At 68.9% G+C, this 25,823-nt stretch carries 29 protein-coding genes and 1 tRNA gene; 7 read left to right on the top strand and 23 right to left on the bottom strand.

Annotation, left to right across the window (positions count from 1 at the left end; translation table 11 throughout):
- Positions 1-26: 26 nt before the first annotated feature.
- Together H7V21_RS10290 and H7V21_RS10285 are read right to left on the bottom strand one after the other, a co-directional pair.
- Positions 27-707: an RlmE family RNA methyltransferase gene (locus H7V21_RS10290; protein ID WP_188053594.1), complete on the bottom strand. Its 681-nt coding sequence runs from the start codon at positions 705-707 to the stop codon at positions 27-29.
- Positions 704-1,753 carry a Ppx/GppA phosphatase family protein gene (locus H7V21_RS10285; RefSeq protein ID WP_188053592.1) on the bottom strand — a complete coding sequence of 350 codons (1,050 nt, stop codon included), beginning with the start codon at positions 1,751-1,753 and terminating at the stop codon, positions 704-706. Before H7V21_RS10285 ends, H7V21_RS10290 begins: the two co-directional genes overlap by 4 nt.
- A gap of 164 nt (positions 1,754-1,917) precedes the next feature.
- Here H7V21_RS10285 and H7V21_RS10280 point away from each other — a divergent pair.
- Positions 1,918-1,991: transfer RNA gene (locus H7V21_RS10280), tRNA-Gln, on the top strand.
- Between the two features lie 22 nt (positions 1,992-2,013).
- Here H7V21_RS10280 and H7V21_RS10275 read toward each other — a convergent pair.
- The 3 genes from H7V21_RS10275 to H7V21_RS10265 all read right to left on the bottom strand — a co-directional run bounded on the left by H7V21_RS10275 (position 2,014) and on the right by H7V21_RS10265 (position 5,115).
- Positions 2,014-3,510 carry an ABC transporter permease gene (locus tag H7V21_RS10275; protein WP_188053590.1) on the bottom strand — a complete coding sequence of 499 codons (1,497 nt, stop codon included), beginning with the start codon at positions 3,508-3,510 and terminating at the stop codon, positions 2,014-2,016.
- Positions 3,507-4,424 carry an ABC transporter ATP-binding protein gene (locus H7V21_RS10270; RefSeq protein WP_188053588.1) on the bottom strand — a complete coding sequence of 306 codons (918 nt, stop codon included), beginning with the start codon at positions 4,422-4,424 and terminating at the stop codon, positions 3,507-3,509. Before H7V21_RS10270 ends, H7V21_RS10275 begins: the two co-directional genes overlap by 4 nt.
- Positions 4,425-4,524: 100 nt before the next feature.
- The gene (locus tag H7V21_RS10265) at positions 4,525-5,115 is read right to left on the bottom strand and encodes a TlpA family protein disulfide reductase (RefSeq protein ID WP_262503819.1); all 591 of its coding nucleotides are present in this window, start codon (positions 5,113-5,115) and stop codon (positions 4,525-4,527) included.
- Positions 5,116-5,131: 16 nt separating this feature from the next.
- Between H7V21_RS10265 and argH the strand changes: the two genes are divergently transcribed.
- From argH to H7V21_RS10240, 5 genes are read left to right on the top strand one after another with little or no spacing between them, the layout of a single operon-like run.
- A complete protein-coding gene (gene argH / locus H7V21_RS10260) occupies positions 5,132-6,511 on the top strand; it encodes an argininosuccinate lyase (RefSeq protein WP_188053584.1) in 1,380 nt (459 codons plus the stop codon).
- Positions 6,508-6,747 carry a hypothetical protein gene (locus H7V21_RS10255; protein ID WP_188053582.1) on the top strand — a complete coding sequence of 80 codons (240 nt, stop codon included), beginning with the start codon at positions 6,508-6,510 and terminating at the stop codon, positions 6,745-6,747. Before argH ends, H7V21_RS10255 begins: the two co-directional genes overlap by 4 nt.
- A gap of 2 nt (positions 6,748-6,749) precedes the next feature.
- Positions 6,750-8,009, top strand: a complete 1,260-nt coding sequence (lysA, locus tag H7V21_RS10250; protein WP_188053580.1) for a diaminopimelate decarboxylase — start codon at positions 6,750-6,752, stop codon at positions 8,007-8,009.
- Entirely contained in the window at positions 8,006-8,776 is a 771-nt protein-coding gene (locus H7V21_RS10245) for a bifunctional precorrin-2 dehydrogenase/sirohydrochlorin ferrochelatase (RefSeq protein WP_188053578.1), read from the top strand. Before lysA ends, H7V21_RS10245 begins: the two co-directional genes overlap by 4 nt.
- Positions 8,773-9,726 carry a zinc transporter ZntB gene (locus tag H7V21_RS10240; protein ID WP_188053576.1) on the top strand — a complete coding sequence of 318 codons (954 nt, stop codon included), beginning with the start codon at positions 8,773-8,775 and terminating at the stop codon, positions 9,724-9,726. The genes H7V21_RS10245 and H7V21_RS10240 overlap by 4 nt, the downstream gene beginning before the upstream one ends.
- Here the strand turns inward: H7V21_RS10240 and H7V21_RS10235 are convergent.
- Together H7V21_RS10235 and H7V21_RS10230 are read right to left on the bottom strand one after the other, a co-directional pair.
- Complete coding sequence (locus H7V21_RS10235) at positions 9,716-10,303, bottom strand: response regulator (protein WP_262503818.1); 588 nt, start codon at positions 10,301-10,303, stop codon at positions 9,716-9,718. The genes H7V21_RS10240 and H7V21_RS10235 overlap by 11 nt on opposite strands.
- A gap of 82 nt (positions 10,304-10,385) precedes the next feature.
- Entirely contained in the window at positions 10,386-10,922 is a 537-nt protein-coding gene (locus tag H7V21_RS10230) for an NADPH-dependent FMN reductase (protein WP_262503817.1), read from the bottom strand.
- Between the two features lie 45 nt (positions 10,923-10,967).
- On the opposite strand from H7V21_RS10230, the gene H7V21_RS10225 reads away from it, so the two are divergent.
- Positions 10,968-12,104 carry a CaiB/BaiF CoA transferase family protein gene (locus tag H7V21_RS10225; RefSeq protein WP_262503816.1) on the top strand — a complete coding sequence of 379 codons (1,137 nt, stop codon included), beginning with the start codon at positions 10,968-10,970 and terminating at the stop codon, positions 12,102-12,104.
- 9 nt (positions 12,105-12,113) lie between these two features.
- Here the strand turns inward: H7V21_RS10225 and H7V21_RS10220 are convergent, their stop codons facing one another.
- Genes H7V21_RS10220 through fliF form a run of 16 tightly spaced genes read right to left on the bottom strand, consistent with a single transcriptional unit; the run spans position 12,114 to position 25,823 of the window.
- Positions 12,114-12,533: a flagellar export chaperone FliS gene (locus H7V21_RS10220; protein WP_316714831.1), complete on the bottom strand. Its 420-nt coding sequence runs from the start codon at positions 12,531-12,533 to the stop codon at positions 12,114-12,116.
- Positions 12,518-13,930 (bottom strand): flagellar filament capping protein FliD, encoded by a 1,413-nt coding sequence (gene fliD, locus H7V21_RS10215; RefSeq protein WP_188053574.1) that lies wholly within the window; start codon positions 13,928-13,930, stop codon positions 12,518-12,520. Before fliD ends, H7V21_RS10220 begins: the two co-directional genes overlap by 16 nt.
- 43 nt (positions 13,931-13,973) lie before the next feature.
- Positions 13,974-15,110: a flagellar biosynthesis protein FlhB gene (locus H7V21_RS10210; protein ID WP_188053572.1), complete on the bottom strand. Its 1,137-nt coding sequence runs from the start codon at positions 15,108-15,110 to the stop codon at positions 13,974-13,976.
- A complete protein-coding gene (fliR, locus tag H7V21_RS10205) occupies positions 15,110-15,883 on the bottom strand; it encodes a flagellar biosynthetic protein FliR (protein WP_188053570.1) in 774 nt (257 codons plus the stop codon). Before fliR ends, H7V21_RS10210 begins: the two co-directional genes overlap by 1 nt.
- A 3-nt stretch (positions 15,884-15,886) precedes the next feature.
- The gene (locus H7V21_RS10200) at positions 15,887-16,159 is read right to left on the bottom strand and encodes a flagellar biosynthetic protein FliQ (protein WP_188053568.1); all 273 of its coding nucleotides are present in this window, start codon (positions 16,157-16,159) and stop codon (positions 15,887-15,889) included.
- A gap of 2 nt (positions 16,160-16,161) precedes the next feature.
- Entirely contained in the window at positions 16,162-16,929 is a 768-nt protein-coding gene (gene fliP / locus H7V21_RS10195) for a flagellar type III secretion system pore protein FliP (RefSeq protein ID WP_188056484.1), read from the bottom strand.
- 53 nt (positions 16,930-16,982) lie between these two features.
- Entirely contained in the window at positions 16,983-17,237 is a 255-nt protein-coding gene (locus tag H7V21_RS10190; protein WP_188053566.1) for a flagellar biosynthetic protein FliO, read from the bottom strand.
- Positions 17,234-17,533: a flagellar motor switch protein FliN gene (gene fliN, locus H7V21_RS10185; protein WP_188053564.1), complete on the bottom strand. Its 300-nt coding sequence runs from the start codon at positions 17,531-17,533 to the stop codon at positions 17,234-17,236. Before fliN ends, H7V21_RS10190 begins: the two co-directional genes overlap by 4 nt.
- Positions 17,530-18,477, bottom strand: coding sequence for a flagellar motor switch protein FliM (locus tag H7V21_RS10180; RefSeq protein ID WP_188053562.1), 948 nt, complete (start codon positions 18,475-18,477; stop codon positions 17,530-17,532). The genes fliN and H7V21_RS10180 overlap by 4 nt, the downstream gene beginning before the upstream one ends.
- Before the next feature lie 6 nt (positions 18,478-18,483).
- Positions 18,484-19,092 carry a flagellar basal body-associated FliL family protein gene (fliL, locus tag H7V21_RS10175; RefSeq protein WP_316714824.1) on the bottom strand — a complete coding sequence of 203 codons (609 nt, stop codon included), beginning with the start codon at positions 19,090-19,092 and terminating at the stop codon, positions 18,484-18,486.
- A 15-nt stretch (positions 19,093-19,107) separates the two neighbouring features.
- Positions 19,108-20,658: a flagellar hook-length control protein FliK gene (locus H7V21_RS10170; protein WP_188053560.1), complete on the bottom strand. Its 1,551-nt coding sequence runs from the start codon at positions 20,656-20,658 to the stop codon at positions 19,108-19,110.
- 32 nt (positions 20,659-20,690) lie between these two features.
- Positions 20,691-21,116, bottom strand: coding sequence for a hypothetical protein (locus H7V21_RS10165; protein WP_188053559.1), 426 nt, complete (start codon positions 21,114-21,116; stop codon positions 20,691-20,693).
- Positions 21,109-22,440 (bottom strand): FliI/YscN family ATPase, encoded by a 1,332-nt coding sequence (locus tag H7V21_RS10160; RefSeq protein WP_188053557.1) that lies wholly within the window; start codon positions 22,438-22,440, stop codon positions 21,109-21,111. The genes H7V21_RS10165 and H7V21_RS10160 overlap by 8 nt, the downstream gene beginning before the upstream one ends.
- Entirely contained in the window at positions 22,434-23,171 is a 738-nt protein-coding gene (locus tag H7V21_RS10155; RefSeq protein WP_188053555.1) for a FliH/SctL family protein, read from the bottom strand. Before H7V21_RS10155 ends, H7V21_RS10160 begins: the two co-directional genes overlap by 7 nt.
- Positions 23,164-24,174, bottom strand: a complete 1,011-nt coding sequence (fliG, locus tag H7V21_RS10150) for a flagellar motor switch protein FliG (RefSeq protein ID WP_188053553.1) — start codon at positions 24,172-24,174, stop codon at positions 23,164-23,166. The genes H7V21_RS10155 and fliG overlap by 8 nt, the downstream gene beginning before the upstream one ends.
- Positions 24,171-25,823: a flagellar basal-body MS-ring/collar protein FliF gene (gene fliF, locus H7V21_RS10145; RefSeq protein ID WP_188053551.1), complete on the bottom strand. Its 1,653-nt coding sequence runs from the start codon at positions 25,821-25,823 to the stop codon at positions 24,171-24,173. Before fliF ends, fliG begins: the two co-directional genes overlap by 4 nt.

The raw sequence follows: 25,823 nt of genomic DNA, 5'->3' as shown, positions 1-25,823 counted from the left end.
TGGCCCCTTTTTCATGCCGTCGCGGGTCAAACCTGATCGCGACCCTTGAACCCCTGTGCCACCACATACCATTCGACCGAGCCCTTGCGGCTGGCGGGCGGCTTGGCGTGTTTGACCGTGGCGAAGCGGCGCTTCATCGCGGCGACGAGCGCCGAATCGGCGCCGCCGGCGAACACCTTGCCGACGAAAGCTCCGCCCGGCTCGAGCGTTTCGCATGCGAAGTCGAAGGCAGCCTCGACCAGCGCCATGGTGCGCAGCGCGTCGGTTTGGGGATGGCCGACGGTATTCGCCGCCATGTCCGAGAGCACGAGATCGGGCGCACCGCCCAGCCCCTCGACCAGCCGATCCGGCGCGGCATCCTCCATGAAGTCCATCTGCAGGATGGCGACGCCTTCGATCGGATCGACCGGCAGCAGGTCGATCCCCACGATCGCCGCATTCGGCAGCTTGCGGCGGACCACCTGACTCCACCCGCCCGGCGCGATGCCCAGATCGACGATCCGCCGCGAACCCTTCAGAAAGCCGAATTTCTCATCGAGCTCGATCAGCTTGTAGGCGGCGCGGCTGCGATATCCCTCCGCCTTGGCGCGCTTCACATAGGGATCGTTCAGCTGCCGCTCCAGCCAGCGGACCGATTGCGAGCTGCGCCCGCGCGCGGTGCGCACCCGCTGGCGCCCGACACGGTTGCCGCTTCCGCCCCGGCTCATGCGCGCGCTCCGGTCATCAGTCGGCGCAGGATGCCCTCGCGGATGCCGCGATCTGCGATCCCCAGCCGCTCCGCCGGCCAGAGATCGAGGATGCACTCGAGGATCGCGCATCCCGCGACCACCAGATCCGCGCGCTCGGGACCGACGCAGGCCACGCCGGAGCGCTCCGCCAGGCTCATTCCGGCGAGGCGCACGCTCACGTCGCGCATCGCGCGGCTCGGCACGATCAGCCCGTCGATCACGCCGCGATCATAGGCGTCGAGGCCCAGATGGACGCTGGCGAGCGTCGTCACCGTGCCGCTGGTGCCGAGCAGCCGGCGCCTGCCCGGCGGCGGATCGAGCCGCTCGGCAAAGGCGGCGAAGCTCTCCGAAACGCGCGCCCGCATGTCGGCATAGGCCGCGGTGCGCTCGGCGTCGCTGTCGCCGCGCGCCGCCGCCTCGGTGAGCGACACCACGCCCCAGGGCGCGCTGTGCCAGTCCAGGATGGCGGGCACCGGCTCGGTCGAATCGACCAGCACCAGCTCGGTCGAGCCTCCGCCGATGTCGAACACCAGCGCGGGGCCGTCGCCCGGTTCCAGCAGGGCATGGCAGCCGAGCACGGCAAGCTGGGCCTCTTCCTCGGCAGTGATGATGTCGAGCGCGATCCCGGTTTCGCGATAAACGCGCTCGATGAATTCGGGGCCGTTCGAGGCCCGGCGGCACGCCTCGGTCGCCACCGATCGGGCGAGTGTCACGTTGCGGCGCTTCAACTTTTCGGCGCAGATGCGCAGCGCCGCGACGGTGCGTTCGATCGCGGCATCGCTCAGCCGGCCGTTACTGGCCAGGCCCTCGCCCAGCCGCACGATTCGAGAAAACGCGTCGACCACCGCGAAGCCCGAGCCCTGCGGCCGCGCGATCAGCAACCGGCAATTATTGGTTCCCAGATCGAGCGCGGCATAATGGCGCGCCTCAGGCCAGCGCCCGCGTGCCGGCCCTGCATTCGACCCTGCCGCCCGGGGGGAGCCGGAGCTCCTTCGGCGCGGCACCTGAACGGAGCCGTCCCCCATCTCATTCAACTCGCTTATGTTCTATCCGTCACGGCCCGGATGCCCGAACCGACCGGCGCTTGGCAGGGAGGCTAGCGCAGAGCCGCAGGCGGAGCAAGGCAAGCCGCACGAGCGGCGTTGACAGCAGGCGAGGCGCCGCCTATTTCGCGCCCCTCGCACGGCATTGCCCTGTCGTCTAATGGTAAGACTACGGACTCTGACTCCGTCAATCGTGGTTCGAATCCACGCGGGGCATCCAGCCGCTGCTTCCTTGAAGCTCCCTAGACTTCGCTTCGCCGGCGCATGAGCTGGCCGATACGGGCCAGCGTGGGCTTTTCGCCCGCCGAGAGCAGGCTCGCGCGGAAGACGCGGCCCAGGAAGACGAACTCGAGCACGATGAACAGCGCGAGCAGTGCCCCGGCGCCGAGCAGCTCCCACAGCGGCACGCCCGTCCCCAGCCGGGCAAGCATCGTGAACGGCGTATAGAGCGGGGTCCACGTCATCAGCTGGATCAGCAGCCCGCCCTCTTCGCGCAGCACCGCCTGAGCGATGAAGGCGAAGGGCATTGCGATCACCAGGATCACCGGCGTCAGATAGCTCTGCGAATCGCGGAACGAATCGCTCATCGCACCGATCGCGAGGAAGATCATCGAGACCATCAGATAACCGGCAAGAAAGAAGTAGAGCATCGTCAGCGCGGTGCCGGGGGAGGCGAGCGGCGCGAGGGCCGGGCGCAGAAACTCGGCGACCGCGCTCTGTGTCGCAAAGGCGGCGAAGACCGCGCAGCCGGTCCAGAACAGAACCATCACCAGCCCCACCGCGACCGTGCCGAAGAGCTTGCCGTAGAGCAGCTCGTTCGGGCTCACGCAGGCGAGCACCGTCTCGATCAGCTTGTTCGACCGTTCCTCGACCACGCCCTGCAGCATCCAGCTTCCCGAAAGCAGCAGCGACATCAGCAGCATATAGGCGCTGAGCAGCGGTAAGACGGATCGGATCAGCACCCGCTCGCGCCCGCCGCCGGGCGGCGGCGTGCTCACGGCGACGGCAGGAGTAAGCGTGCTGGCGGTCGCGGCCTGTTCGGACGACAGGCCCGCAGCCAGGAGATAGCGCGTGCGCAGATCGCGCGTCAGCACCTGCTGCAGCGTCTGGACGAACCCCTGCGAGACCCGGCCGTCGGACCAGATGCGCACCGGCGCCGCCTCGGAGCCGAAGTCGGCGGGAACGAAGACGATGTAATCGACTTCCTGCCGGCCGCTCTCTTCGGAAGGATCGAGCCAGCCATCGGCTCGGGCGTCGAGCTCGCCCGGTGCCGCATTCGCCAGATCGGCCGGCGTTTCGACCAGCTCGTACCAGGGCTCGGGGGCGTCAAATTCCGGCGTTTCCTCGCCCGCCGCACGCCGCATCGTCGCCAGTGCCGCATCCGCGCCGCCCGCTTCCACGAAAGCGCGAACTTCGTCGTCGCTGTACCAGCGGTCGTGCTGCGCCCAGAGCGCACGCTGGTCGGCATCGTCGAGTTCGTAGCGTTGCGAATAACGCGAGAGTGCCTCGAGGATGCGACGCTGCTCGTCGATCTCCAGACGCTCGCGAATCGCGGCGGCCGCGGTCTCGCGCGCGTCGATCAGCACCACGCGCTCGGTGTCCGAATCCTCCATCAGCCGCGGCGCCACTGCGCCGATCGCGAGCGCGACGGGAAGGATCAGCAGCGTGAGCCAGAAGCTGCGCGTCGCCGCGATCTGGCGAAACTCGCGGGCGGCGACGAGAAGGATGTGCTGGATCACGGCTTCACCTCCGCGGCGCCGACGATGTGGATGAAGACGTCGTGAAGGCTCGGCCGGTGCCGCTCGAAACCCCGCAAGGCGAAGCTCCGTTGAGTCGCCGCCTCGAGCAGATCGCCCGGGTCGCCGCCGGGATCGAGCCGGACGTCGTAGCGGGTCCAGCCCGCTCCCGCGGTCCCCAGTTCATGCACTTCCACCACGCCCGGCAGCGACGCCGGGGTTTCGCATGCGATCAGCGTCAGCCGCGTCGGCAGCTGCGCGCGTGCCTCGTCCTGCGAGCCTTCGAACGCCTTCCGGCCCTTGGCGAGCAGCAACAGCCGGTCACACAGCCGCTCGGCATGCTGCATCACATGGGTCGAGAAGATCACGGTCGCGCCATTGTCCGCCGCGCGGCGGATTTCGTCCTCGAGCAGCGCCTGATTGACCGGATCCAGCCCGGAGAACGGCTCGTCGAGGATCAGCAGCCGGGGCTGGTTCACCACGGCCGTGGCGAGCTGCACCTTCTGGGCCATGCCCTTCGAGAGCTTGTCGAGCGTCGTCCTGGCGAAATCGGCGAGGCCGAAGCGCTCGAGCAATATCATCCCCTCGCGCCGCGCATCGGCGGCGGACATGCCTTTCAGCCGGCCGAAATAGACGATCGTGTCGATCGCCTTCATGTTGCGATAGAGCCCGCGCTCTTCGGGAAGAAAGCCGAGGTCGGCGCTGTTCTCGCGCCCCGGTCGGCGGCCGAGCACTTCGATGCTGCCCTCGGTCGGGCGGATGATGTCGAGCACCATGCGCAGCGACGTGGTCTTGCCCGCGCCATTGCCGCCGAGGAAGCCGAACACCTGCCCTTGCGGGACGGTGAAGCTCAGATCGTTCACTGCGGTGACGGCGCCGAAGCGCTTGGTCACATGATCGAGTGTCAGTGCCGCCATTGTTCGCTTCCCCCGGTACGCTCGGCATGTGGTGCGCGATTGTCGCGTACGGATCAACCGCGCGGGCGTGGGAAGCGCCGCGTTACACCGCGGCAGGGGCCTAGCGTGCTTCCCCGATCAGCTCGGCGGCAGCGGCGTTCGTCCAATCCATGCCGCCCAGCATCCGCCAGACCTCGCGGCCCTGCGAATCATAGAGGATCGTCGTCGGCAAATTGCTCGCATAATGGGCGCTGAGCAGCACTTCGGGATCGAGATAGGGCTCGATCCGCTCGAACCCTGCCTCCTCGAAGAAGGGATCCACCTTTTCGGCGCCTTGCAGATCCTGGCTGACGGTCAGCACCTTGAGCGCATCGCCTTCGCGGATCGCCAGCTCATCGAGCGTCGGCATCTCGGCCACACAAGGCGCGCACCAGGTCGCCCAGAGGTTGAGCAGGACCGGCGTGCCGCGGAAATCGGCGAGCGTGACGGCCCGCCCCGCCGGATCCTCGAAGGCAACGTCGGGCGCGATCTCGCCGGCATGGCTGCGGTCGAGCGTGCCGATCTCCTCGACCTGGGCGTCACCAGCGCTACCGGAAGCGGTCGGCGTGGCGGGGGCGGACACTGCCTCCGCTTGCTCCGGCGCATCGCCTTGCGTATCGCAGCCGCTCGCCATGAGCAGCGCAGGAAGGAGAAGGGCGATCGCCGGTCGCAAGGATAGCTCCAACAGCATGTGGGGCGGGCGCTTCGCGGAAGGCCCGTCGGCGGTGATGCGTGAGATAAACGCCTCGATCCCCTTCGACAAGCGCTTGTGGCGGCAGGATATCGCAGGCTCCAAGGCACATGTGGCGATGCTGGGCGCCCAGGGCATCGTCTCGCCCGGCGATGCCGATGCGATTGCGCAGGGCCTCAATCGCGTCGCGGCGGATTTCGAGGCGCAGGGCGTGCCCGTCGATTATGCGCTCGAGGACATCCACATGGTGACCGAGAGCCGGCTGGCCGAGAAGATCGGGCCGAGCGCGGGGCGGCTGCACACTGCCCGCTCGCGCAACGATCAGGTCGCCACCGACTTTCGGCTGTGGGTACGCGACGCGCTCGACGAGGCCGATGCCGCGCTGGGCCAGTTCCAGGACGCGCTGATCGCGCGTGCGGAGGAGCATGCCGACAGCGTGATGCCGGGTTTCACGCACCTCCAGTCGGCGCAGCCGGTGACGCTCGGCCACCATCTGATGGCCTATTACGAGATGATCGGGCGCGATCGCTCGCGGCTGCAGGATGCGCGCGTGCGGCTCAATCTGTGCCCGCTCGGCTCTGCCGCGCTGGCGGGGACCGGCTTTCCGATCGACCGCGAGGCCACTGCCGCGGCGCTGGGCTTCGACGGGCCGACGCGCAACTCGCTCGACTCGGTTTCCGACCGGGATTTCGCGCTCGACTATCTCGCCGCAGCCGCCCAGTGCAGCCTGCACCTCAGCCGGCTGGCCGAGGAATTCGTGATCTGGGCGAGCCAGCCGTTCGGCTTCGTGAAACTGTCCGACCAATGGTCGACCGGCAGCTCGATCATGCCGCAGAAGCGCAATCCCGACGCCGCCGAGCTGGTCCGCGGCCATGCCGGGCGTATCCTGGGCTGCCTCACCAGCCTGATGGTGACGATGAAGGGGCTGCCGCTCGCCTATTCGAAGGACATGCAGGACGACAAGCCGCCGGTGTTCGAGGCGAACGACCTGCTCGGCCTGTCGATCGCAGCGATGACGGGCATGGTCGAGAGCGCCGAATTTCGTACAGACCGGATGCGCGGGCTGGCGGAGAGCGGCTTCGCGACCGCGACCGATCTTGCCGACTGGCTGGTCCGCGAAGCGAATGTGCCGTTCCGCGAGGCGCACCACATCACCGGACGCGCGGTAGCGCGCGCTGAAGCCGATGGCCTGCGGCTCGACCAGCTGCCGCTCGAGGCGCTGCGCGCGGTGGACGACAGGATCGACGATCGGGTGTACGACGTGCTGAGCGTCGATGCCTCGGTCGCGAGCCGCACCAGCTTCGGCGGAACCGCGCCGTCGCGAGTGCGCGAGGCGATCGAGGCGGCACGATCGGCCCGGGCGGAGGAAAGGCGATGAGGCGGTACGGAATCCTGGCGGCGGCGCTGGCGCTGGCCGGCTGCGGTGCGCGCGAGCAGCTCGAGGCGCCTCCGGGCCAGCCGCTCCCGCCCACCCCCTATGGCGCGGAGGAGCCACCGACCGCCGAGGATCTGCTCGCCGCGCCGATGCAGACCCGGCCGGCACGCAGCGACGACCTGATCGAAAGCTCGAGCGAGCGTCGCAGCGACGAATTCGATCTTCCGCCACCCAACTGACGATGGACCATTTCGAGCTTCGCGGCGGCATCCTCCACGCCGAGGACGTGCCGCTCCCGGTCATCGCCGAGGCGGTGGGAACGCCGGTCTATGTCTATTCGACCGCCACGCTGCAGCGGCACGCACGAGTGTTTCGAGAGGCACTGGCGGGCGCGGGCGACGTGCACTGCGCCTTCGCGGTGAAGGCCAATCCCAATCTCGCGGTGCTGCGGGTGCTCGCACGCGAAGGCTTTGGCGCGGACGTGGTGTCCGGCGGGGAGCTCGCCCGCGCGCTTGCCGCCGGCATTGCGGCGAAGGACATCGTCTTTTCCGGGGTCGGCAAGTCGCGCGACGAGCTTGCGCTCGGGCTCGAAACGGGGATCGGTCAGTTCAATCTCGAGCTCGAGGAGGAAGGCGTCGTCCTCGCCGAGCTGGCAGCGGCGCGCGGCATGCGTGCGCCCGCGGTGCTGCGCGTCAATCCGGACGTCGACGCCGGAACCCACGCCAAGATTTCCACGGGCAAGGCGGAAAACAAGTTCGGACTGCCGATCGATCAGGCGCGCGCGATCTTCGATCGGCTGGCGCCGCTGCCGGGGCTCGATCTGCGCGGCGTCGCGGTGCACATCGGCAGTCAACTGCTCCGGCTCGACCCGCTCGAAAAGGCGTTCGCGCGCGTCGGCGAACTGATCGCCGAGCTGCGCGCGGCGAGCCATTCGATCAGCCATGTCGATCTCGGCGGCGGGCTCGGCGTACCGTACCGGCCGGGCGAAGCGCCGCCCAGCCCCGCCGAATTCGGGGCGATGGTGGCGCGGGTGGCGCGCAACTGGGGCGTCACGCTGATGTTCGAGCCGGGCCGCGTGATCGCCGCCAATGCCGGCGTGCTGCTGACGCGCGTGCTGTGGGTGAAGCCGGGCGTGACACACCCGTGGGTGGTCGTGGACGCGGCGATGAACGACCTCGCGCGCGTCGCGCTCTATGACGCCTATCACGATATCGCCGCGGTTCGACCGTGCGGCGAGCGTTTCGTCGCCAACGTCGCCGGCCCGGTGTGCGAGAGCAGCGATGTGTTCGCGAATGCCCGCGAGATCGACCGGGTTCGGCGGGACGACCTCATCGTCCTGCGCAGCGCCGGCGCCTATGGCGCGACGATGGCGAGCACCTACAACAGCCGCCCGCTCGTGCCCGAAGTGCTCGTTTCCGGCGAGCGGTTCGACGTAGTCGCCGGTCGGATCACTGCCGAAACGATCATGGCCGCCGAAACCGTGCCGGACTGGCTGACGTGAAGGCCGGGCTGCCCGTCGTGCTGCGGCTCGCGGGTCGGCCGGTGATCCTGCTCGGCGAGGGCGAGGCGGCGGCCGCCAAGCGCCGGCTGCTCGAACGCGCCGGCGCCAGCGTGATCGGCGAAGAAGGCGCGGCGCAGATCGCGATCGTGGCGATCGAGGACGCCGCCGAGGCCGAGGCCGCGGTCGCGCGGCTCAAGGCGCGGGGACTGCTGGTGAATGCCGTCGATCGGCCCGGAATGTGCGATTTCACCACCCCCGCGATCATCGATCGCGATCCGCTGCTCGTCGCAGTGGCGACCGGCGGCGCGTCGGCGGGCCTCGCGGCGTCGGTGCGCCAGCGGATCGAAGCGCTGCTCCCCGCCGATCTGGGCGGGCTGGCGCAGGCGCTGGCACAGGCGCGCGAGGCGATCCGGGATCGCTGGCCCGAGGGCGATGCCCGACGCCGCGCGCTTGGAAGCGCGCTTGCGCCGGGCGGACCGCTCGATCCGCTGGGGAATGGCGGACCCGCGCGCGTCGAGGAATGGCTGGCAACCGGCGCGGCGGATGACTGTGCGAAAATCTTCACGTTTCGCCTGACCTCCGCCGATCCGGATGATCTCACTCTCCGTCAGGCACGCGCGCTTGCATTCGCCGATCGAGTAACGCACCGCCAGAACGTACCGCCCGCCATCCTCAATCGCGCCCGCGCCGACGCGGATCGGATCGCCTGCGCCGCTCCGCCCGCCGATCCGGGGCCGGGGCTCACAGTCGATCTGGAGATGGCATGAGCGATTTCGCCTATTCGGTCCATGACGCCGCCGTGCGTCGCCTCTCCGCAGCCGAAGCGCTCGGCGAACGCGCGGACCTGGTGTGGATTCACCTGACCTCCGCAGACGAAACGGCGAGACGCTGGCTGGACGAGGAGGCGAAGCTTCCGCCGATCCTGGTCGAAGCGCTCACCGCGGTGGAAACGCGCCCGCGGTGCGATGCAGTCAACGACGGCGCCGTGATCAACCTGCGTGGGCTTTCGTCGGAAACGATGGCCGCTTCCGATCCGCTGGCGTCGATCCGCCTCTATGCGCACGAAGGCCGGGTCTTTTCGGTCACGCGCAAGTCGCTCAACGTGCTCGACCCGGTGTGTGGTCAGGTGGCGGCGGGCGGCATCCACGATCCGGGCGACCTGATTGCCGCGCTTGCGCTGGCGATCACCGAGGAGCTCGACCCGGTCGTAGCCGATCTCGGCGATTCGCTCGACGCATGCGAGGAGCAACTCGCGCCCGGCCGCTCGATCGAACTGCGCCGCCACGTCGCCGAGGTGCGCAGCCGGGCGATCGGCTATCGCCGTTTCCTGGTGCCGCAGCGCGCGGCGCTGGAGAAGCTGGCCGGACTGCCCGGCGACTGGCTGCGCGACGACGACCGGCTGCATCTCGCTGCGGCTTCCGATCGCGCCGCGCGCATGGCCGAGGAAGTGGAAAGCATCCGCGAACGCGCCGCGCTGATTCACGAGACGCTCACCGATCTTCGGGCCGAACAGATCGATCAGCGCGCGCTGGCGATTGCGGTCGTCGCGATGGTGTTCCTGCCGCTGACGTTCCTCACGGGCCTGCTCGGCATGAATGTCGAGGGAATCCCCTTCGCCGAGCGCCCCTGGGCATTCGCCGGCGTGGTCGGGGTCTGCGCACTGCTGGCGGTGGTGATCGCGGGCTTCTTCGGCCGGCGGCACTGGCTCAGGCGCTGAGCCGGTCGAGCTCGTCGTGCAGCGCCTGGATCGATGCGATCAGGCGCCCGCGATCGGCGCGAGTCGCAGCCAGCTCGGTGCGTGCCTCGCCCAGTTCGATGGCGCGCGCCGCGATCCGCGCGTCGAGCGCCAGATTGGAGCGTTTGAGTTCCTCGACGCGGCCGGCGCGCGCCAGCGTGCGCTCGATGCGCGCCGCCAGCACTTCGAATTCGAACGGCTTGGCGAGATAATCGTCGGCGCCTGCCGCCAGCGCCTCCACGGCAGCGCCGGGATCGCTGCGGCCGGTGATCATGATGACGGGCAGGTCGGCGGTCTCGCGCGATCCCCGGATCTCCTGAAGTACCTCGATGCCCGAAACGTCCGGCATCATCCTGTCCAGCAGCACGAGATCGAAGCCACGCGCCGAGATGAGGTCGAGCGCTTCGGCCCCGTGGTCGCTGAGCACGACGAGATAGCCGAGATGGCCCAGCCGGTGCGCGAGCACGTTGAGGTTCGCCCGGCTGTCGTCGACTGCCAGAATCGTCCGCGTCGCTCTGCGGCGCACGGGCATCGCCTGCCCTGCCGTCAGCTGATCCATTCCCACCCCCCCTGCTGGCTGGAGGCAAGGCTAGGGCGCGCGCGTCACAAACTGGTTAACGGCGCGGATATCTGGCGGCGGATCAGTCGAGGAAATCGAAAATCTGCGCGACCATGATCGCCATTTGCGATTCGCAGGCGGCGATCGGATCCTCCTCCGCATTCGTGTTGATCGCCAGCCCCATCGGCGTCGGCCATCCGCGCAACGCGTGGACGATGTCGCGCAGCGCCAAAAGGGTCGAGACCGCCGCCTGCCATCCCCCCGCCGTCGCGATACAGCCGACCGGCATGCCGTCGAAATAGCTGCGCGTGTCGCGGCGCAAGAGCTCGACGTGATCGAGCGCGTTCTTGACCAGGCCCGAGAGCGTACCGTGATAGCCCGGCGAGCCGACGATCACTGCATCCGCGTCGCGCAGCGCCTCGACGAACCGCGCCACCGCGGGGTCATCGCCGGCGGTTTCGGGATCATAATGGCCGAAGGCGATCGCGTCGCCGGTGAGCAGCGTCGTGCGCGCGCCGCGAGTCTCCGCCATGGCGAGTGCCGCCGCGAGGGCGCCGGCGGTGCTCGATTCAGGCCGGAGCGTTCCTCCGATCGCGACGATATGTGGTTGCCTCATCATCGTCCCGCTAGCGGAAAGGCGGCCGTGAGGCCACCGGCAACGCGCATGGCCACTCGGGCGACCGACCGCTATGACCGATTCGGGCAAAGCATGGGGGTGCGGATGGTCGGAATGAGTCACGGGCCGCTGGCGGGTGTGCGGATCGTCGAATTCGACGCGACCGGGCCGGTCCCGCTCTGCGGGATGCTGCTGGCGGACCTCGGCTGCGACGTGGTGCGTATCCGCCGCTCGGGGCCCGACGGCAGCGCAGTGGCGCCCGCGCTTTATCGCGGCCGTTCGGAGATCGCGCTCGACCTGACCGACGTCGCCGCGCGCGAACAGGCACTGGCGCTGATCTCGCTCGCCGATGGCGTGATCGAGGGGTTTCGCGCCGGCACGATGGAGCAGCTCGATCTCGATCCGAGCCGCTGCCTGACCGCCAATCCGCGGCTTGTGTACGGCCGCATGTCCGGCTGGGGGCAGGACGGGCCGCTCGCACGCCGCGCCGGCAACGACATCAATCATCTCGCCCTCACCGGCGCATTGCATGCGATCGGCACGGGATCGACTCCGGTGCCGCCGCTCAACCTGATCGGCGAATATGGTGGCGGCGCGCTCTACCTCGCGCTCGGTATGGTTTCCGGCATTCTCTCCGCCCAGGCGACCGGCCGCGGGCAGGTGATCGACGTCGCGCAGATCGACGGCGCGGCCTCGCTGATGACGCTCTATTATGCCCTCCATGGCGCGGGGCGCTGGGTGGATGCCCGTGCTTCGAATCTGATCGACGGCGGCGCGCCCTTTTATCGCTGTTATGCCTGCGCGGACGGTCGCCACGTTGCCGTCGGCGCGCTCGAGCCCCCCTATTTCCGGGCCTTGTGCGAGGGACTGGGGCTCGAGGCCGGCCGCTTCAAACAATATGATCGCGCCTGCTGGAGCGACATGACGACGGCCTTCTCCGAAGCCTTTGCCACGCGCGGCCGCGACGACTGGGCAGCGCAGTTCGAGGATAGCGACGCCTGCGTCACCCCGGTGCTGTCGCTCGCCGAAGCGCCCGATCATCCGCACAACCGCGCACGCGAAACCTTCAACATGCAGGAAGGCGGCGTGCAGCCGGCGCCCGCACCGCGCTTTTCCGGATCGCCCTGCGCAGCCGTGCCGCCGGAGCCGGCGAGCGTCGATCAGCTGCTCGCACGCTGGGAATAGCTGTCCGGTTCAGCTCGACGTGATGCTCGCCCAGGCAGCCGCGATTTCGGCCAGGCTGGCGGCGGCATCCCGGAAGGGGGCGGGATCGCTTCCCAGGCTGGCGGCGCCGATCTGCTGGCGCAGCCCGTGATAGAAGCTGGCCAGCGTGCGGGACACGTCGCCACCCTTGTCGAAATCCAGCCCGGCCTCGAGCGCGAAGAGGATCGCCATGGCGCGCGACACGCGCTCGCCGCGCAGCGCCGAATTCTCGTTCTCCGCCGCCCAGGCCGCCGTCCGCAGCGCAGCCACGCCCTCTTCGTAAAGAAGGCCGACGAGCTGATGCGGATCGGCGCCGCCGGCGCGGCTCGCCAGTCCGACCTGACGATAGGTGGCGGCGGGATCGCCGGCGAGAACCGTGGCATAGCGCATCGCAGTCAATCCGCGTTCCACGCGTCGATCTGCTGCTGCAGGAAGCTCTGCGTCGACTTGTAGGCGGCGACTTTCGAGTCCATCCGCGCGAATTGCTGGGTCATCCGCGCGCGCAGTGCCTCGGCGGCGGCGAGTGCCTCGCTGCGATCTTCCTCAAGATTGCCCGCTGCTTCGGTATAGCGCGCCTCGCTTGCGCCAAGGCCGGTGGCGGTGCTCGCCGCGGCGGTCGAGATGGCGGCGAGCGCCGCGGGAAGACCGCTTTCGGCGCGAAACATCGCTTCGACTGCCCCGGGATGGGTCGTGAGCGCAGCGGTGAGGCGATCGGCGTCGATGCGGAGCGACCCGTCGCGGTTCGTGGCGACGCCCAGCGCGGCGAGCGTCGTCGGCGCGTCCGTGCCCGCGCCGGGCACCAGCGGCGCCAGCGTCAGCCGCCCCAGCGACTGCGCCAAGTTCCGCGCCGCCATGTCGCTGCGCAGCGACCCGGCGACGGGATCGATCTCCGCCTGCACGATCGACAGCAGCTCGTTATAGGTGTCGACGACGTCGGCGACCGCCTGGCGCAGCGCCTCGGTGGGCGGTGTGCTTCCGATCCGCACGATCGTGCCCGGCTGTGCCGAGACCAGATCGATCCGAACGCCGGGAATAAGGTCGGACAGGCCGTTGCCGCTGCGCTTCACGGCGATCCCGTCGACGGCGATTTCCGCATCGGCCGCCGCGCTGCCGATCGTCGTGCCGCTCGCGCCGACGCCGATCGCCAGTGCGGAGAGGCCTTCCGCGCCCGGGGTTTCCGTCGCGCTCAGCGTGAACGCCTTGGCCGCGCCCGTCGTACCCTTCAGCACCAGCCGCGCGCCATCCGGGTCGCTCAGTATCGAGGCAGTGACTCCCGCATTGGCGGCGTTGATCGCCTTCATAATCCCTTCGAGGCTCGAATCCGCCTCGCCGATGGCGATATCGATGCTGGTCGCGCCCGGGTCGAAGGCCGACATCGCTCCGTCGGCTACCGTCGCCGTGCCGAAGGTGAGCGTAAGCGTGCCCATGCCCACCGCTGCGGTGGCATCGGCGATCGGCGCCGTGCTCGCGACCTGCGCCGCGGCGAGGCGCCGAACCTCCAGCCGCGCGTCGAGTGTGCCGATCTGCGCGCCCGGCTGTGCGGCGACCGTCACCAGCGATGCGTTCGAGCTCGTCGGCTGAGTGGAGAGCGAACCTGATTTGGCGAGCGCCGTAAGAGCCGTCGAAAAGCCGCTGATGCTGCTCTTGAGCTGGCTCGCCGACGAGATCTGCGCGGTGAGTGCCTCGCTTTTCTTCTCGAGCGTCGCGGTTTTCGCCTGGAACTGGGCATCGACCAGCTGCGAAACCAGCGCGGTGATGTCGATTCCCGATCCGGTGCCCAGCGTCTTCGCAATCGATTCGACGGCCATGATCGTCCCCCTCTCCGATTAAGCGGCAACCGGGCGCAGCGCTTTAGGGCCGGCGTGTCTCCGGGCGACCGTTTTCGTCGAAACGTGCAGTCTCGGGCACGCTGACGGGGGGCTTACGCCCGCCGGCGGCGGCATTCAGGTTGAAGACGAAGGCAAGCACCGTCGCGATCGCCATATAGAGGTCGTCGCGCACTTCCTGGCCCTCGCGGCTGGTGTAGTAGACCGCGCGCGCGAGCTGCGGATATTCGAGCACCGGCACCTGGAATTCGCCCGCCAGCTCGCGGATCGCGAGCGCGGTCTGGCCGCGCCCCTTGGCGACGACCACCGGAACCTGGTCGCTTCCCTGATCGTAGCGCAGCGCGACGGCGAAATGCGTCGGATTGGTGAGCACGACATGTGCGGTGCCGACCGACTTGCGGAAGCCGCCCTTCAGGATTTCGCGTTGGCGCTGGCGCTGTGCCGCCTTGTTCTCGGGCGAGCCTTCGCTGTCCTTGTGCTCGTCCTTCACTTCCTGCTTGCTCATCTTGAGCTTCTGCAGCCGCCGCACGATCTGGATCGGCAGGTCGATCCCGGCAATGATGGCGAGCCCCGCCGACATCGCGAACAACAGCATCAGGAAATGCCCGCCGAGCGCGCCGACCGCCTGGTGCACGTCGGAGGAGACGAGACCGACCGAGGGTCGCGCCACGAGCCACAGCATCCAGCCGCCGATCGCTGCCAGCAGCACCACCTTGAGCAGCGACTTGCCGAGTTCGATCCAGCCATTCGCGCCGAAGATCCGCTTGAGGCCCGAGGCGGGATTGATCCGCGAGCCCTTGGGCATGAGCAGCTTGTTGTTCCAGCTCAGCGCGCCCAGCGCTCCTTGGCTGAGAACAGCGCCTGCCAGCGACAGCGCGAGGAGCGCGCCGAGGGAGGGCGCGAGCTTCCAGCCTGCCTCCGCCAGCGGGCGCCAGGGCTCGAACGCCTCGATATCGCCGCGGCCGAAGGTGAAGCTCGCCGCCATCACGGCCTTGCACGCGCCGAGCAGCCCCGGCCCGAGCAGCGCGATCCAGCCGCAGCCGAGCAACACGCCCAGCGCGGCGGCGAACTCGCGGGATTTGAGGACGTCGCCGTCGTCGCGCGCCTTTTGCTTGCGCTTGGGCGTCGGGGCTTCCGTCTTTTCGCCGAAGCTTTCGGCCATCAGCCCAGCACCAGCGCCTGCGCGGCGTCGAGCGCCTCGCGGATGATCACCAGCAGATAGTCCCCCATCGCCGGCAACGCGATCAGGATCGCGACGACGCCGAGCGCGAGGCTGGCGGGCAGGCCTACCGCGAACAGGTTGAGCGCCGGCGCCGAACGCGAGAGCATGCCGACGACGATGTTGAGGCACAACAACAGAAAACCGACCGGCAGCGCGAGCAGCAGCCCGGCGACAAAGGCATAGCCGCCGAAGAGGGCGATGTTCAGCAGCCGCTCGGGCGCGAGCCATGCCTCGCCCGGCGGCAGCGCGTCATAGCTGCGCACGACGAGATCGACGAGGACCAGATGGCCGTCGACCGACAGGAACAGCAGCGTCAGCAGGATCGACAGGAACTGGCCGAGCGCGGGCGTGGCCGCGCCGTTTTGCGGATCGACCGCGGCGGCGAAGCCGATGCCCATCGAAATGCCGATCACTTCGCTTGCCACCAGCGGCGCGGCGAAGGCGATCTGGAGCACGAAGCCGAGCGCAAGCCCGACCAGTGCCTCGGCCGCGACCATCAGCATCGTGGTGAGCGAGAAAATCTCCGCGGGCGGAACGACCGGCGCGACGTGCATCACCAGCACCCCGATCGCGCCGGTGAGCGCGATCCGCGCTGGCAGCGGCACCGAAACCGCGCTGAAGACCGGCGCGGCGATGAACGCCGCGCCGATCCGCACCATCGCAAAGAGCAAGGCCCAGAGCTGCGGCTCGATCGAAAGGCCGAAGCCCATCATCGCTCAGCGCACCAGATCGGGAATGCGTTCGAAGATGCCGATCGTGAAGTCGCCGAGCAGTCCGAGGATCATCCCGCCGAAGATGACCAGGCTGATGCCCACGATCGCCAGCTTGGGCACGAACGAAAGCGTCTGTTCGTTGATCGAAGTCGCCGCCTGCACCATGCCGAGGAACAGGCCGGCGAGGAGCGCCGGAATCAGGATCGGCGCCGCGGCCAGCGCGAGCACCCACATCGCTTCGCGCGCGACGGTGAGGAAATAGTCCGCGTCCGCCATGGTCAGGTCGCGAAGCTCGAGGCGAGGCTGCCCATCGTCAGCGCCCATCCGTCAACCAGCACGAACAGCAACAGCTTGAACGGCAGCGAGATGATCGTCGGCGACATCATCATCATGCCCAGGCTCATCAGCACGGTGGCAACGACCAAGTCGATGACGATGAACGGCAGGAAGATCAGGAAGCCGATCTGGAACGCGGTCTTGAGCTCGCTCGTCACGAACGCCGGCAGCAGCACCGAATAGGGCGTGTCCTCGGGCGTCGCGATCGGGCCGGTGTTCGCCATATCGGCAAACATCGTCACGTCCTTCACGCGGGTCTGCTTGAGCATGAAGCCGTGCAGTGCTTCGCCCGCGGTCTCGATCAGCTGGGTCGAGCTGATGCGGCCTTCGGCATAGGGCTGGATGGCAGTGGTGTTCATCGTGTTGAGGACCGGCGCCATCACGAAGAAGCTGAGGAACAGCGACAGGCCGATCAGCACCTGATTGGGCGGCGTCTGCTGAAGCCCCAGCGCCTGGCGCAGGATTGCAAGCACGATGATGATCCGCGTGAAGCTGGTCATCATCAAGAGGATTCCGGGCAGGATCGTAAGCAGGCCCATGATGATGAGGACCTGCAGCGACAGGCTGAGCGGCGCTTCGCCGCCGCCCAGATCGCCGAGCGCGCGATCGAGCGCGTCGCCGACGCCGGGTGTCGGCGCCGGAGCCGGTATCGACGTGCCTTGCGCGAAAGCGGGTGCGGCGAAGAGAAGCGCTGCGAACAGCGCCAGCATCGCGACCGTCACTCCGGTCTTGTGCCGGGGCGACCGAAGGACGGAGGCGACGCTCACTGTTCCAGCCTGTCGACCAGAGTGACGCCGCCGCGCGCGACCGAGACGAGCAGCCGCCGCCCCTCGAAATCGACGACGGCGAGGCGGACGCCGGGAGAGACCATCATCGTCTCCTTCACCTGCACCATCCGCTCGCCCGCGCCGCGGGGCAGCCGCCCCTCGAGCTTGCGCCACGCATAGAGGCAGGCGATCAGCAGGCCGCAGACGAGCGGCAGCAGGATCACCAGCTTCAGGACATAGGACCACATCATCGCGGCGCGACTCGCTTCTCGGGATTGACCAGCTCGGTCATCCGGACGCCGAACTTCTCGCCGACCGTCACCACTTCGCCGCGACCGATCAGCGTGCCGTTGACGAAGACGTCGAGCAGTTCGTCGGCCTCGCGGTCGAGTTCGATCACGCTGGATTCGCCCAGCGCGAGCAACTCGCGGAGGCTGAGCCTCGTCGCGCCGATCTCCACGGTGAGCTTCACATCGACGTCCTGCAGCAGCCGCAGATTGGCGGCGAGCGCGGCGTCGACCGGAAATCCGCCGGTCATGTCGTTCATGCGAGATCCTCTTGCGAAATGGGCTCGATGGAAGTGAGACGGACCGCGGCGCGGCCGTTCGAGGTACCGACCTGTCCCGTGCCCAGCCGCCGCGCGGCGACCATCACGGGCACTTCGGGGCCGAATTCGATCGGAATGACGTCGCCGACCTTGAGCTCGAGCAGCTGGCCGAGGCGCAGCCGCGGCTCGGCGAGCACCGAGCGCACGGGAAGGCTGACCGCCATGACCGCGCGGGTGAGCCCATTGCGCCACTCCGGTTCGACGGCGCAGTCCTGCGCCTTGACCTTTGCGGTGAGCTGGGGCGCATGCGGCTTCAGGCCGGCGACCGGATAGAGGAGATCGATGTAAAACGGCGCGGCGTCGCCGGCGGCGAAGCCGAGCCGCGTGACTACCATCGCGGTGTCGCCACCCAGATCGGGCGCGGTCGCGATCGCAGCACCGGCGACGGGAGCGAACTCGATCCGCGACACCGGCTCCCATGCGGCGGCAAGCGGATCGGCCACGGCGTGTCCGATTCGGCCGACCATCGACTGGGCTGCGGGCGTGAACTCTTCGGGCAACGTGGAAGGAGCCTGGCCATCGCCGCCGAAGAAGGCGTCGAGCATCTCGAGCACCGAACGCCCTTCGAGCACGAGCAGCGCCTGCGCCTTGCCGGGAGACATCGCCAGCGGCTGCCAGGCACTCAGCCCTTCGCCGCACTCGGTCCGATAATCGGCCCAGCGCTGCACGACGAGCGGCTCGGCCCAGCTGCGCAGATCGCGGCGCAGCACGCCTTCAAACACGCTCTTCAGCGAACGGGCGGCGCGCGCGGTCAGATGCTGCAGCGTGACCAGATCGCCGAACGGATTGAGCCGCGCGCTGCCCAGCGCCGGGGCGTGCTCCGCGCCGGCCCGGGGCCGCTCGCGCCGATCGGGCGCATCCGTTTCTGAAGAGGCGTTAACCATGCTCGTTCACTGAACAATGAAATTGGTAAAGTAGACGTTACCAATCCCGCCGAAGCCTTCCTTTTCCTGCAGAACGCCGTTGATCGCGTTCACCAGGCGTGCCTCGAGCTGGCGCTTGCCTTCGGTGGTGAAAACTTCCTCTTCGGTAGTTTCGCTCAGCGCCATGAGCACTGCCGAGCGGACGGCGATCTCGTGCGTACGCAGATTCTGGATCACGCGATCGTCATAGTGAGTCGAAATCGCGAGGCCGGCCTGGACGAAATGAACGCTGTTCTGAAGGTTCGAAGTGAACTCCTTCTCCAGCGCGTAATAGTTGGAAGCATAGGCCTCGCCGCCTTCGCCTGCGGGCGTCGGCGTGCCGGTATTTTCCTCGCCGCTGGCGCCGGCTTCGGCATGTGCCTGTTCGCTCTTCGGGACGAGTTGGGGCCTGTCGTCCCGTGCTGCCGGAGCCGCGCCGCCCGCGCCGGGAAGCCAGCCGGCCTGCGCGGCATAGAGGCCGCCGCCCACACCGCCGCCGATCAGCACGAGCGGCAGCAGGGCGAGCAGCATCAGCTTCAGCAGACTGCGCTTCTTCTTCGGCGGCGCGGCTTCTTCGATCGTCGTCTCGGTCATCATCGGTTCCCTTCAATGTCAGGCGATGCGGTGGTCGGTGGCGGTATCGGGCTCTGGCTCGGCCGCGCCGGAGCGCGCCACGCGAAGGAACTGCTCCGGCTCGTGCGTCCGGCGCTGCTCGCGTCCGGCACCTGCGCCGCCGGCATCGACCGCAGTCTCGCCTAGGCGCAGCCCCCGCGATTCGGCGAGGTCGTTCAAGCGCGGCGCGGCTTCGGCGAGCAGAGTACGAGTCGCGGCGGAATCCGCAGTGAAGCGGATCTGGAGGGCATCGCCGTCCTGCTGCACCGAAACGTCGAGCGTTCCGAGCGCGTTCGGCGTCAGGCGGATACGCGTCTCGCGCGTCGTGCCCGCTGCGTCGCGCAGCGTCTCGATCCGCTCGATCATCGACTCCATCCAGTCATTGCGCGAGAGATCGAGCGGCGGCTGCTGTGCTTCCGCCAGCGGCTGCGCGACCGGCGTGCGGACAGTGTCCGCGGCGATCTGCAGTGCGGCGACCTGCGGTGCGGCGATCGCAGGCGCAGTCGCCGGTTCCACTCGCCCCGTCCGGCGCTGTGGCAGGATCTCGGCGAGGAAAGTGGCGGCGGCCGGCGTCACGACCTGCGGTGCCGATGCGAGCGGTGGCTGGGCGGTGAGCGGCAGGGGCCGCGCCGGATCGGCGGCGAATATTTCGATTCTCGGCGGACTCGGTACATCGACTTTCGCCGCGCGCGTTCCGTCGCTTGGCGCGTCCTTCCACGGACGCGCAGCTTCAACCGGCGCCCGGGGCGCTTGCGGAGCCGCGGCGGTGGGCTCCGATCCCACCACAGCCAGGTGCGGAGCGCTCCGCAGCGGTGCGGAGGATGGGGCGTCCGGCTCGGCAACGACGCCGGTGGCCGCCGGCGCAGCCTCCGCCTGCGGCAGGAGCGGCCTGATCTCGACGGCTGCCGCGCCCGCTGGCCGGGCTGCGACCGGAGCGATCGACGCGGAAGAAGAGAGCAGCCTCCGGTGGTCGGACCGCGGCACGATCGGCGTCTGCGGTGATGCTGGGGCCGACACCGAAGCTGCAATTTGCCGCGGCCCTTCAGGAGCGACGCCGTGGGGGGCGACCGCGGCAGGTCCGCCTCTGTCCTGGAACGCCATCGGCAACGTCGCGGCAGTGGCCGCCGGGGCGACCGCCGCGACCGGCGCGGCGGCTGCTGCGTTTGAGGCGGCTGCTGCGTTTGAGAGAGAAGTCGGCGCGACTGATGTGCCGCTCGGGTCCGGAGCCGCTTCAGGGGGCGCGAGCGGTTCGGCGGGCGGCACCGGCACAGGCGCGGGGGCGACCAGCCACGGAAGAATGACTTCCACCTCCGGTCCGGCAGCAGCATCGGTTTCCGCCTCCGGCAATGGCTTGCCGTCAGCGGCAGGAACTTGCCGGTCGATCGTCGAAGCCGCGCCCTCGGCAGGGATGAGTTCGGCTTCGGCCGCGACCGCGCCCGCCTGTAGGCTGCCCAGCGCGAGCGCGAAGCGGCTCGCCGCACCGGGCTCGCTTGCGGCAACGACGAGTGCCGAAGCACCGGCGGTCACAGGCTGCAACGTGAACTGGATCATGACTCCCCCGAGTGACGTGTCACTCGAACGGGTCAGCAAGGATCGTGCCGATTCCCTCGGACGGGCGGAAGCGCTTCGAGCGCGCGCAGCGCCGCCAGCGCGGCATCGGCTTCGTGACGCGCGATCAGCTTTTCGACCGCTGTCTGATCGCGCTTGGCCTCGCGGGTTGCCGCGCGAGCGTCTTCGAGCCCCTGCTGGGCCACTTCCACGCGTCGATCGGCCGCCTCGGCGGTGTGGCGAAGCCGTTCGCGGAAATGGGCGGACGCGGCAAGGCTGGTGGCAAGCGCCGGCGCCGAGCTCGGCTGGACATTGGCGGCAAGCGCATCGATCCGCCGCCGCAGCGCCGCCTCCTGCGCCAGCCGCGCCTGCGCGTGCGCCTCCTGCGCCTGGACCTGACCGAGCTGGAGCGAGCGCACCCGGTGGATTCGCGCAAGCTTCTTCGCGCTGCGCTCAGCCATCGCCGAAGACGCCGGTCAGTTCGGCGACCGCCGCTTCGAGCGGCACGACGTCGTCGGCGTCCTGGCGGATATATTCCAGCACCGCCGGATGGCAGGCGATGGCGGCATCGATCGCGGGATCGGCGCCGCTGCGATAGGCGCCCATCAGCACGAGGTCTCGGTTTTCCTCATAGGTGGCGAGATGGCGCCGCAGCACGCGCGCGGCATGGAGATGCTCCTTGCCGACGATGTCGGTCATCACTCGGCTCACCGAAGGTCCCAGGTCGATCGCCGGATAGACGCCGCGCTCGGCGAGCTGGCGGTTCAGCACGATATGCCCGTCCAGGATCGATCGCGCGCTGTCGACCACCGGATCATTGCCGTCGTCGCCGTCGGCGAGCACCGTGTAGATCGCCGTGATCGAGCCACCCGAGGAAACGCAGGTGCCGGCCCGTTCGATCAGGCTCGGCAGCATTGCGATCGCCGAGGGCGGATAGCCGCGCGCCGATGCGGGCTCGCCCAGCGCGAGGCCGATCTCCCGGCCCGCATGCGCGACGCGCGTGAGCGAATCCAGGATCAGCAGCACCTTCTTGCCCTCGGCGCGAAACGCTTCGGCGATGGCGGTTGCCCGCAGTGCACCGCGGATTCGCAGCACAGGCGAATGATTGGCGGGAACGGCGACCACCACCGAGCGGGCACGCGCCTCGCCATGGATCTTGGTCTCGAGGAAGTCGGCTACTTCGCGGCTGCGCTCGCCGATCAGCCCGACGACCACCACATCGGCTTGCGCGGCACGGACGATCATGCCGAGCAGCACCGATTTGCCGACGCCCGAACCCGCCATGATGCCCACCCGCTGGCCCTGCCCCACCGTGAGCAGGCCGTTGATCGCGCGCACGCCCACGTCGAGCGGCTCGAGCACGCGGCCGCGGTCGAGCGGCGACTGGAGCTTGCCCGCGAGCGGCCAGCGGCCGGCGCCGCGGATCGGGCCCTGGCCGTCGATCGGCTTGCCCGCGCCGTCGACGACGCGCCCGAGCAGTGCCGCGCCCACCTCCGCTTCGCCCGGCGGTCCGATTGGCCGGACCGGCGCGTTGGGAAGCAGCGGCGCCGGACCGCCCAGGTTCATCAGCAGCGTCTTGCCGCCGCGAAAGCCGATGACTTCGGCTTCCACGCGCTCGGCACCGGCCGTGCCCACCGCGCAGACGGTGCCGACCGGCAGCGACAGCCCGACCGCTTCCATCAACAGCCCGTCGTAGGAGGAAAGCCGTCCGGAGACCTTTGGCTTCGCGATGAAGTCGCGGACGCTCAGGCCTTCGAGATACGCGTTGGAAAAGGCGTTCAGCATGGCGGCGGAATCGGCACCTTGTCGATCGCTTCGGCGAGCTGCTCGAGCCAGAGATCGGGGCCGTCCTCGATGATCGTCGAAGCGCTCTCGATCACGAAGCCACCGCGCGCGACATGCGCATCCCCGACCGCGAAGATGCGCGCGGGGAGCTTTCCTTCGAGCAGCGGCACGTCCTCCGGGTGGAGCCGCAACAGCGCCGACTCGGCACCGTCCGCGAGCAGATCTACCGCGGCGGCGACTCGCCGGTCGAGAAGGTCGGACGCGATGCCCGTTTCGCCGATCAGGCGGTGGACGAGATGCAGCACGGTCTGCCGCAGCTGCCCGGCCATCCGCTCGCGGTCGAAATGGGCGCCGCGTGCCAGCGCCGTCGAGACCTGGTCGAGCAGTGCGCCTTCGCGCGCCCGGGCGGCTTCGATTTCCGCCAGTGCGGCGGCACGGCCCTCCGCGACGCCCGCGGCATGCGCCGCAGCGACGGGATCGCTGAAGCCGCGGCTCGGCTGCGGCTGCACCGGAGGCAACTCGGCATCGAACGGGTCCCAGCCCTCGGTCGGATTGCGGCTCGGGTCGGCGGGCTTGAAATGCCGTGGCCCCTCGGCTTGCGGCGCGAAGTGACGCGCAGCGCTCGCCGCCGGATCGACGGCGGTGAATCCCGCGGCGCCTTCGAACGCCTTCTTGAGCAAATCGCCGGCAGCGGCGTGGCGCATGGCGAGCCCCGGTGCGAAGCTAGACATATTCCTCGTCGCCTCCCCCCGGCATGTGGATGGCCCCTTCCTTCACCAGCCCGCGCGCGACACCGATCACCACCTTTTGCGCGTCGAGCACTTCGGCGAGCTTCATCGGGCCGCGCGCTTCCATCTCGTCGCGGATGCCATCGGCGGCGCGGCTCGACATGCAGCCGAGGAAGCGGTTGCGGACTTCCTCTTCGACGCCCTTCAGCGCCTTGACGAGGATCTCGCCGTCGATGCTGCGGATGAGCGTGCTGAGATTCTTGTCGTCGAGCTCGAGCAGATTATCGAAGACGAACATCGCCTCCTCGATCTCTCTGGCGACCGCCTTGTCGAGCTTGAACAGCTTGGGCATCACCTTGGCCTCGGTCGCCTTGCGCGCGCCCTGCAGGATCTTCGCCGCCTCGCGCGTGCCGCCGAGCTGGAGCCCGGCTTGCTTGCGCGGCGCAGCTGCCCGGTTCTCGAGCATCGTCCGCAACGTTTCGATCGCTTCCGGCGGTACCGGGCCGAGCTTGGCGACCCGATGCAGTATCTCCGGCTGCTGCGCCTCGGGCAGCTTCTCGAACACCTTGGCGGCAACATCGGGATCGAGGTTGGCCAGCAGCACCGCCGCGATCTGCGGATGCTCGGCCCCGATCATCGAAGCGATCTCTTCGGGATCGAACCAGTCCAGCTGTTCGAGCCCGCAGGCCACTTGGGCCGGCATGATCCGGGCGAGAACGCTTTCCGCCCGCTCGGCGCCGAGCGCCTTCGTCATCATCCCTTCGATCTTCGGCGCCGGATCGAACTGAACGGTACTGCGGTCGCGCGCCTTGAACACGAAATCGTCGAGCACCTGCTCGACCTCGGCCTCGCTCACATCGGCAACGGCGAACATCGCCTTGCCCAGTTGCCGAACCTCTTCGGGGTCGAGCTTCTGGAGGATCGCCGCGGCTTCCTCTTCGCCGACGAGCATCATCAGCACGGCGGCGCGCTCCACTCCGGTGAAATGGCGAACGCCGTGCATCATGGCGCATTCGTCCGGATCATGTCGCGCACGGCAAGCGCCGCGCGCGCGGGATTGTCGCGCGTGAAGCCGCGCACCAGCCCGACGCGATCGTCATAGCTGCGGCCGCGATCGAGCATGTCGACGCTGACCCCCGGCTGCGGTTCGGCGGCGGACGGTTGTGCGGCAGCAAGCGCCGGGCGGTGCATCGCGCCCTCCTCCCGCTTCTTCAGCAATGCCTTGGCGAGCGGCCTCACGCCGAGCAGCAGCACCAGCAGCGCGATGACCACTGCAGTGACATGCCGCGCGACCATCGCGACCCATCCGGCCTCGTACCAGGCGGGGCCCTCGCGCACGTCCGCATTGTCGGTGAAGGCGCGGCTGACGACCGTCACCTGATCCTGCCGGGCTTCGTTATAGCCTACGGCCGCGCGGACGAGCTCGGTGATCTGGCGGATCTCGGCTTCGGTGCGCGGCTGGCCTTCCGGATTGCGCAGCAGCACCGCGACCGAGATGCGCTGCACCGCTCCCGGCACGGTGCGCGTCACGGATACTTCCTTGCCCAGGTCATAGGTGCGGGCGAAGCTGTCGCTCTGCCGCATCGGCGCTGTCGACGGGGCGACATCGGCGGCAGCGGGAGCGGCGGCGGTCGCGGCATCGGGTGACTCGACCGACCCGAGGATCGGTGCCGTGTTCGACAGTGCGCCGGGGATGCCGCCCGGCGCCTGTTCGCGCGGCGCTCCGGTCCAATTGCCCTGCTCGGCACGGACGACGCCTTCGCGGTCGTAGCTTTCCCGGGTCGCCTGGCTTTCGTCGAGGTTGACGTCGGCCTGAACCTCGGCGGTGAAGTTCCCGGCGCCGACCAGCGGAGTCAGCAGCTGGAACAGCTTGGTCCGATACTCGTCCTCGACCCGGCGTTCAAAATCGATCCGAGTGTCGCCTGCCGACGTGCCGATATCGCCGTCCGGGCGACTGAGCAGCGCACCGAGCTGATCGACGATCGTGACGGCTTCGGCCTGCATCCCCGGCACCGAGGACGCGACGAGATTCACCACCGAGCGCACCTGTGCTTCGCTGAGCGTGCGGCCCGGCTGGAGGCGGACGATCACCGACGCCGAGGGTTCGGCGCGATCCCGCACGAACACCGAGCTTTCGGGCATCGCCAGATGCACGCGCGCGTCGGCGACCGAATCGAGCTCGGCAATCGAACGGGCGAGTTCGGTTTCGCGCGCCTGCCGCAGCCGTTCGCCCTCCACCGCGCGGCTGACGCCCATCGGCAGCTGATCGAGGATGGCATAGCCACCCGGCGCGGCGCGCGGCAGATCCTGGCTGGCAAGCAGCATGCGCGCCTTGTGATACGCGTCCTCGGCCACGGTGATGGCGCCACCACCGTCGAATCCGGTGTCGATTCCTGCCTGCTGAAGCGCCTCGGCGACCGCCGCCTTGTCGGCGTCGGGCAGGTCGGTGAACAGGATGCGCTGCGGCGGCGTGGAAACCATCGCCCAGGCGAGCGCGGCCGCCAGCACGAGGCCGACCAGCAGGATCATCGGCAGGCTGCGCTTGACCGCAGGCTGGCCGATGATGCCGCCGAGCTGACGCAGCGGATTGGCGAAGCCCGGAAGCGGCCGGGCCGCTGCGGGTGCTTCGGATGCGGGTGCGAGATTGGGGCTCAT

This window comes from Sphingosinithalassobacter sp. CS137 (genome assembly GCF_014334115.1).
Lineage (GTDB): Bacteria > Pseudomonadota > Alphaproteobacteria > Sphingomonadales > Sphingomonadaceae > Sphingomonas.
This window is presented reverse-complemented; position numbering and strand designations above follow the sequence as displayed.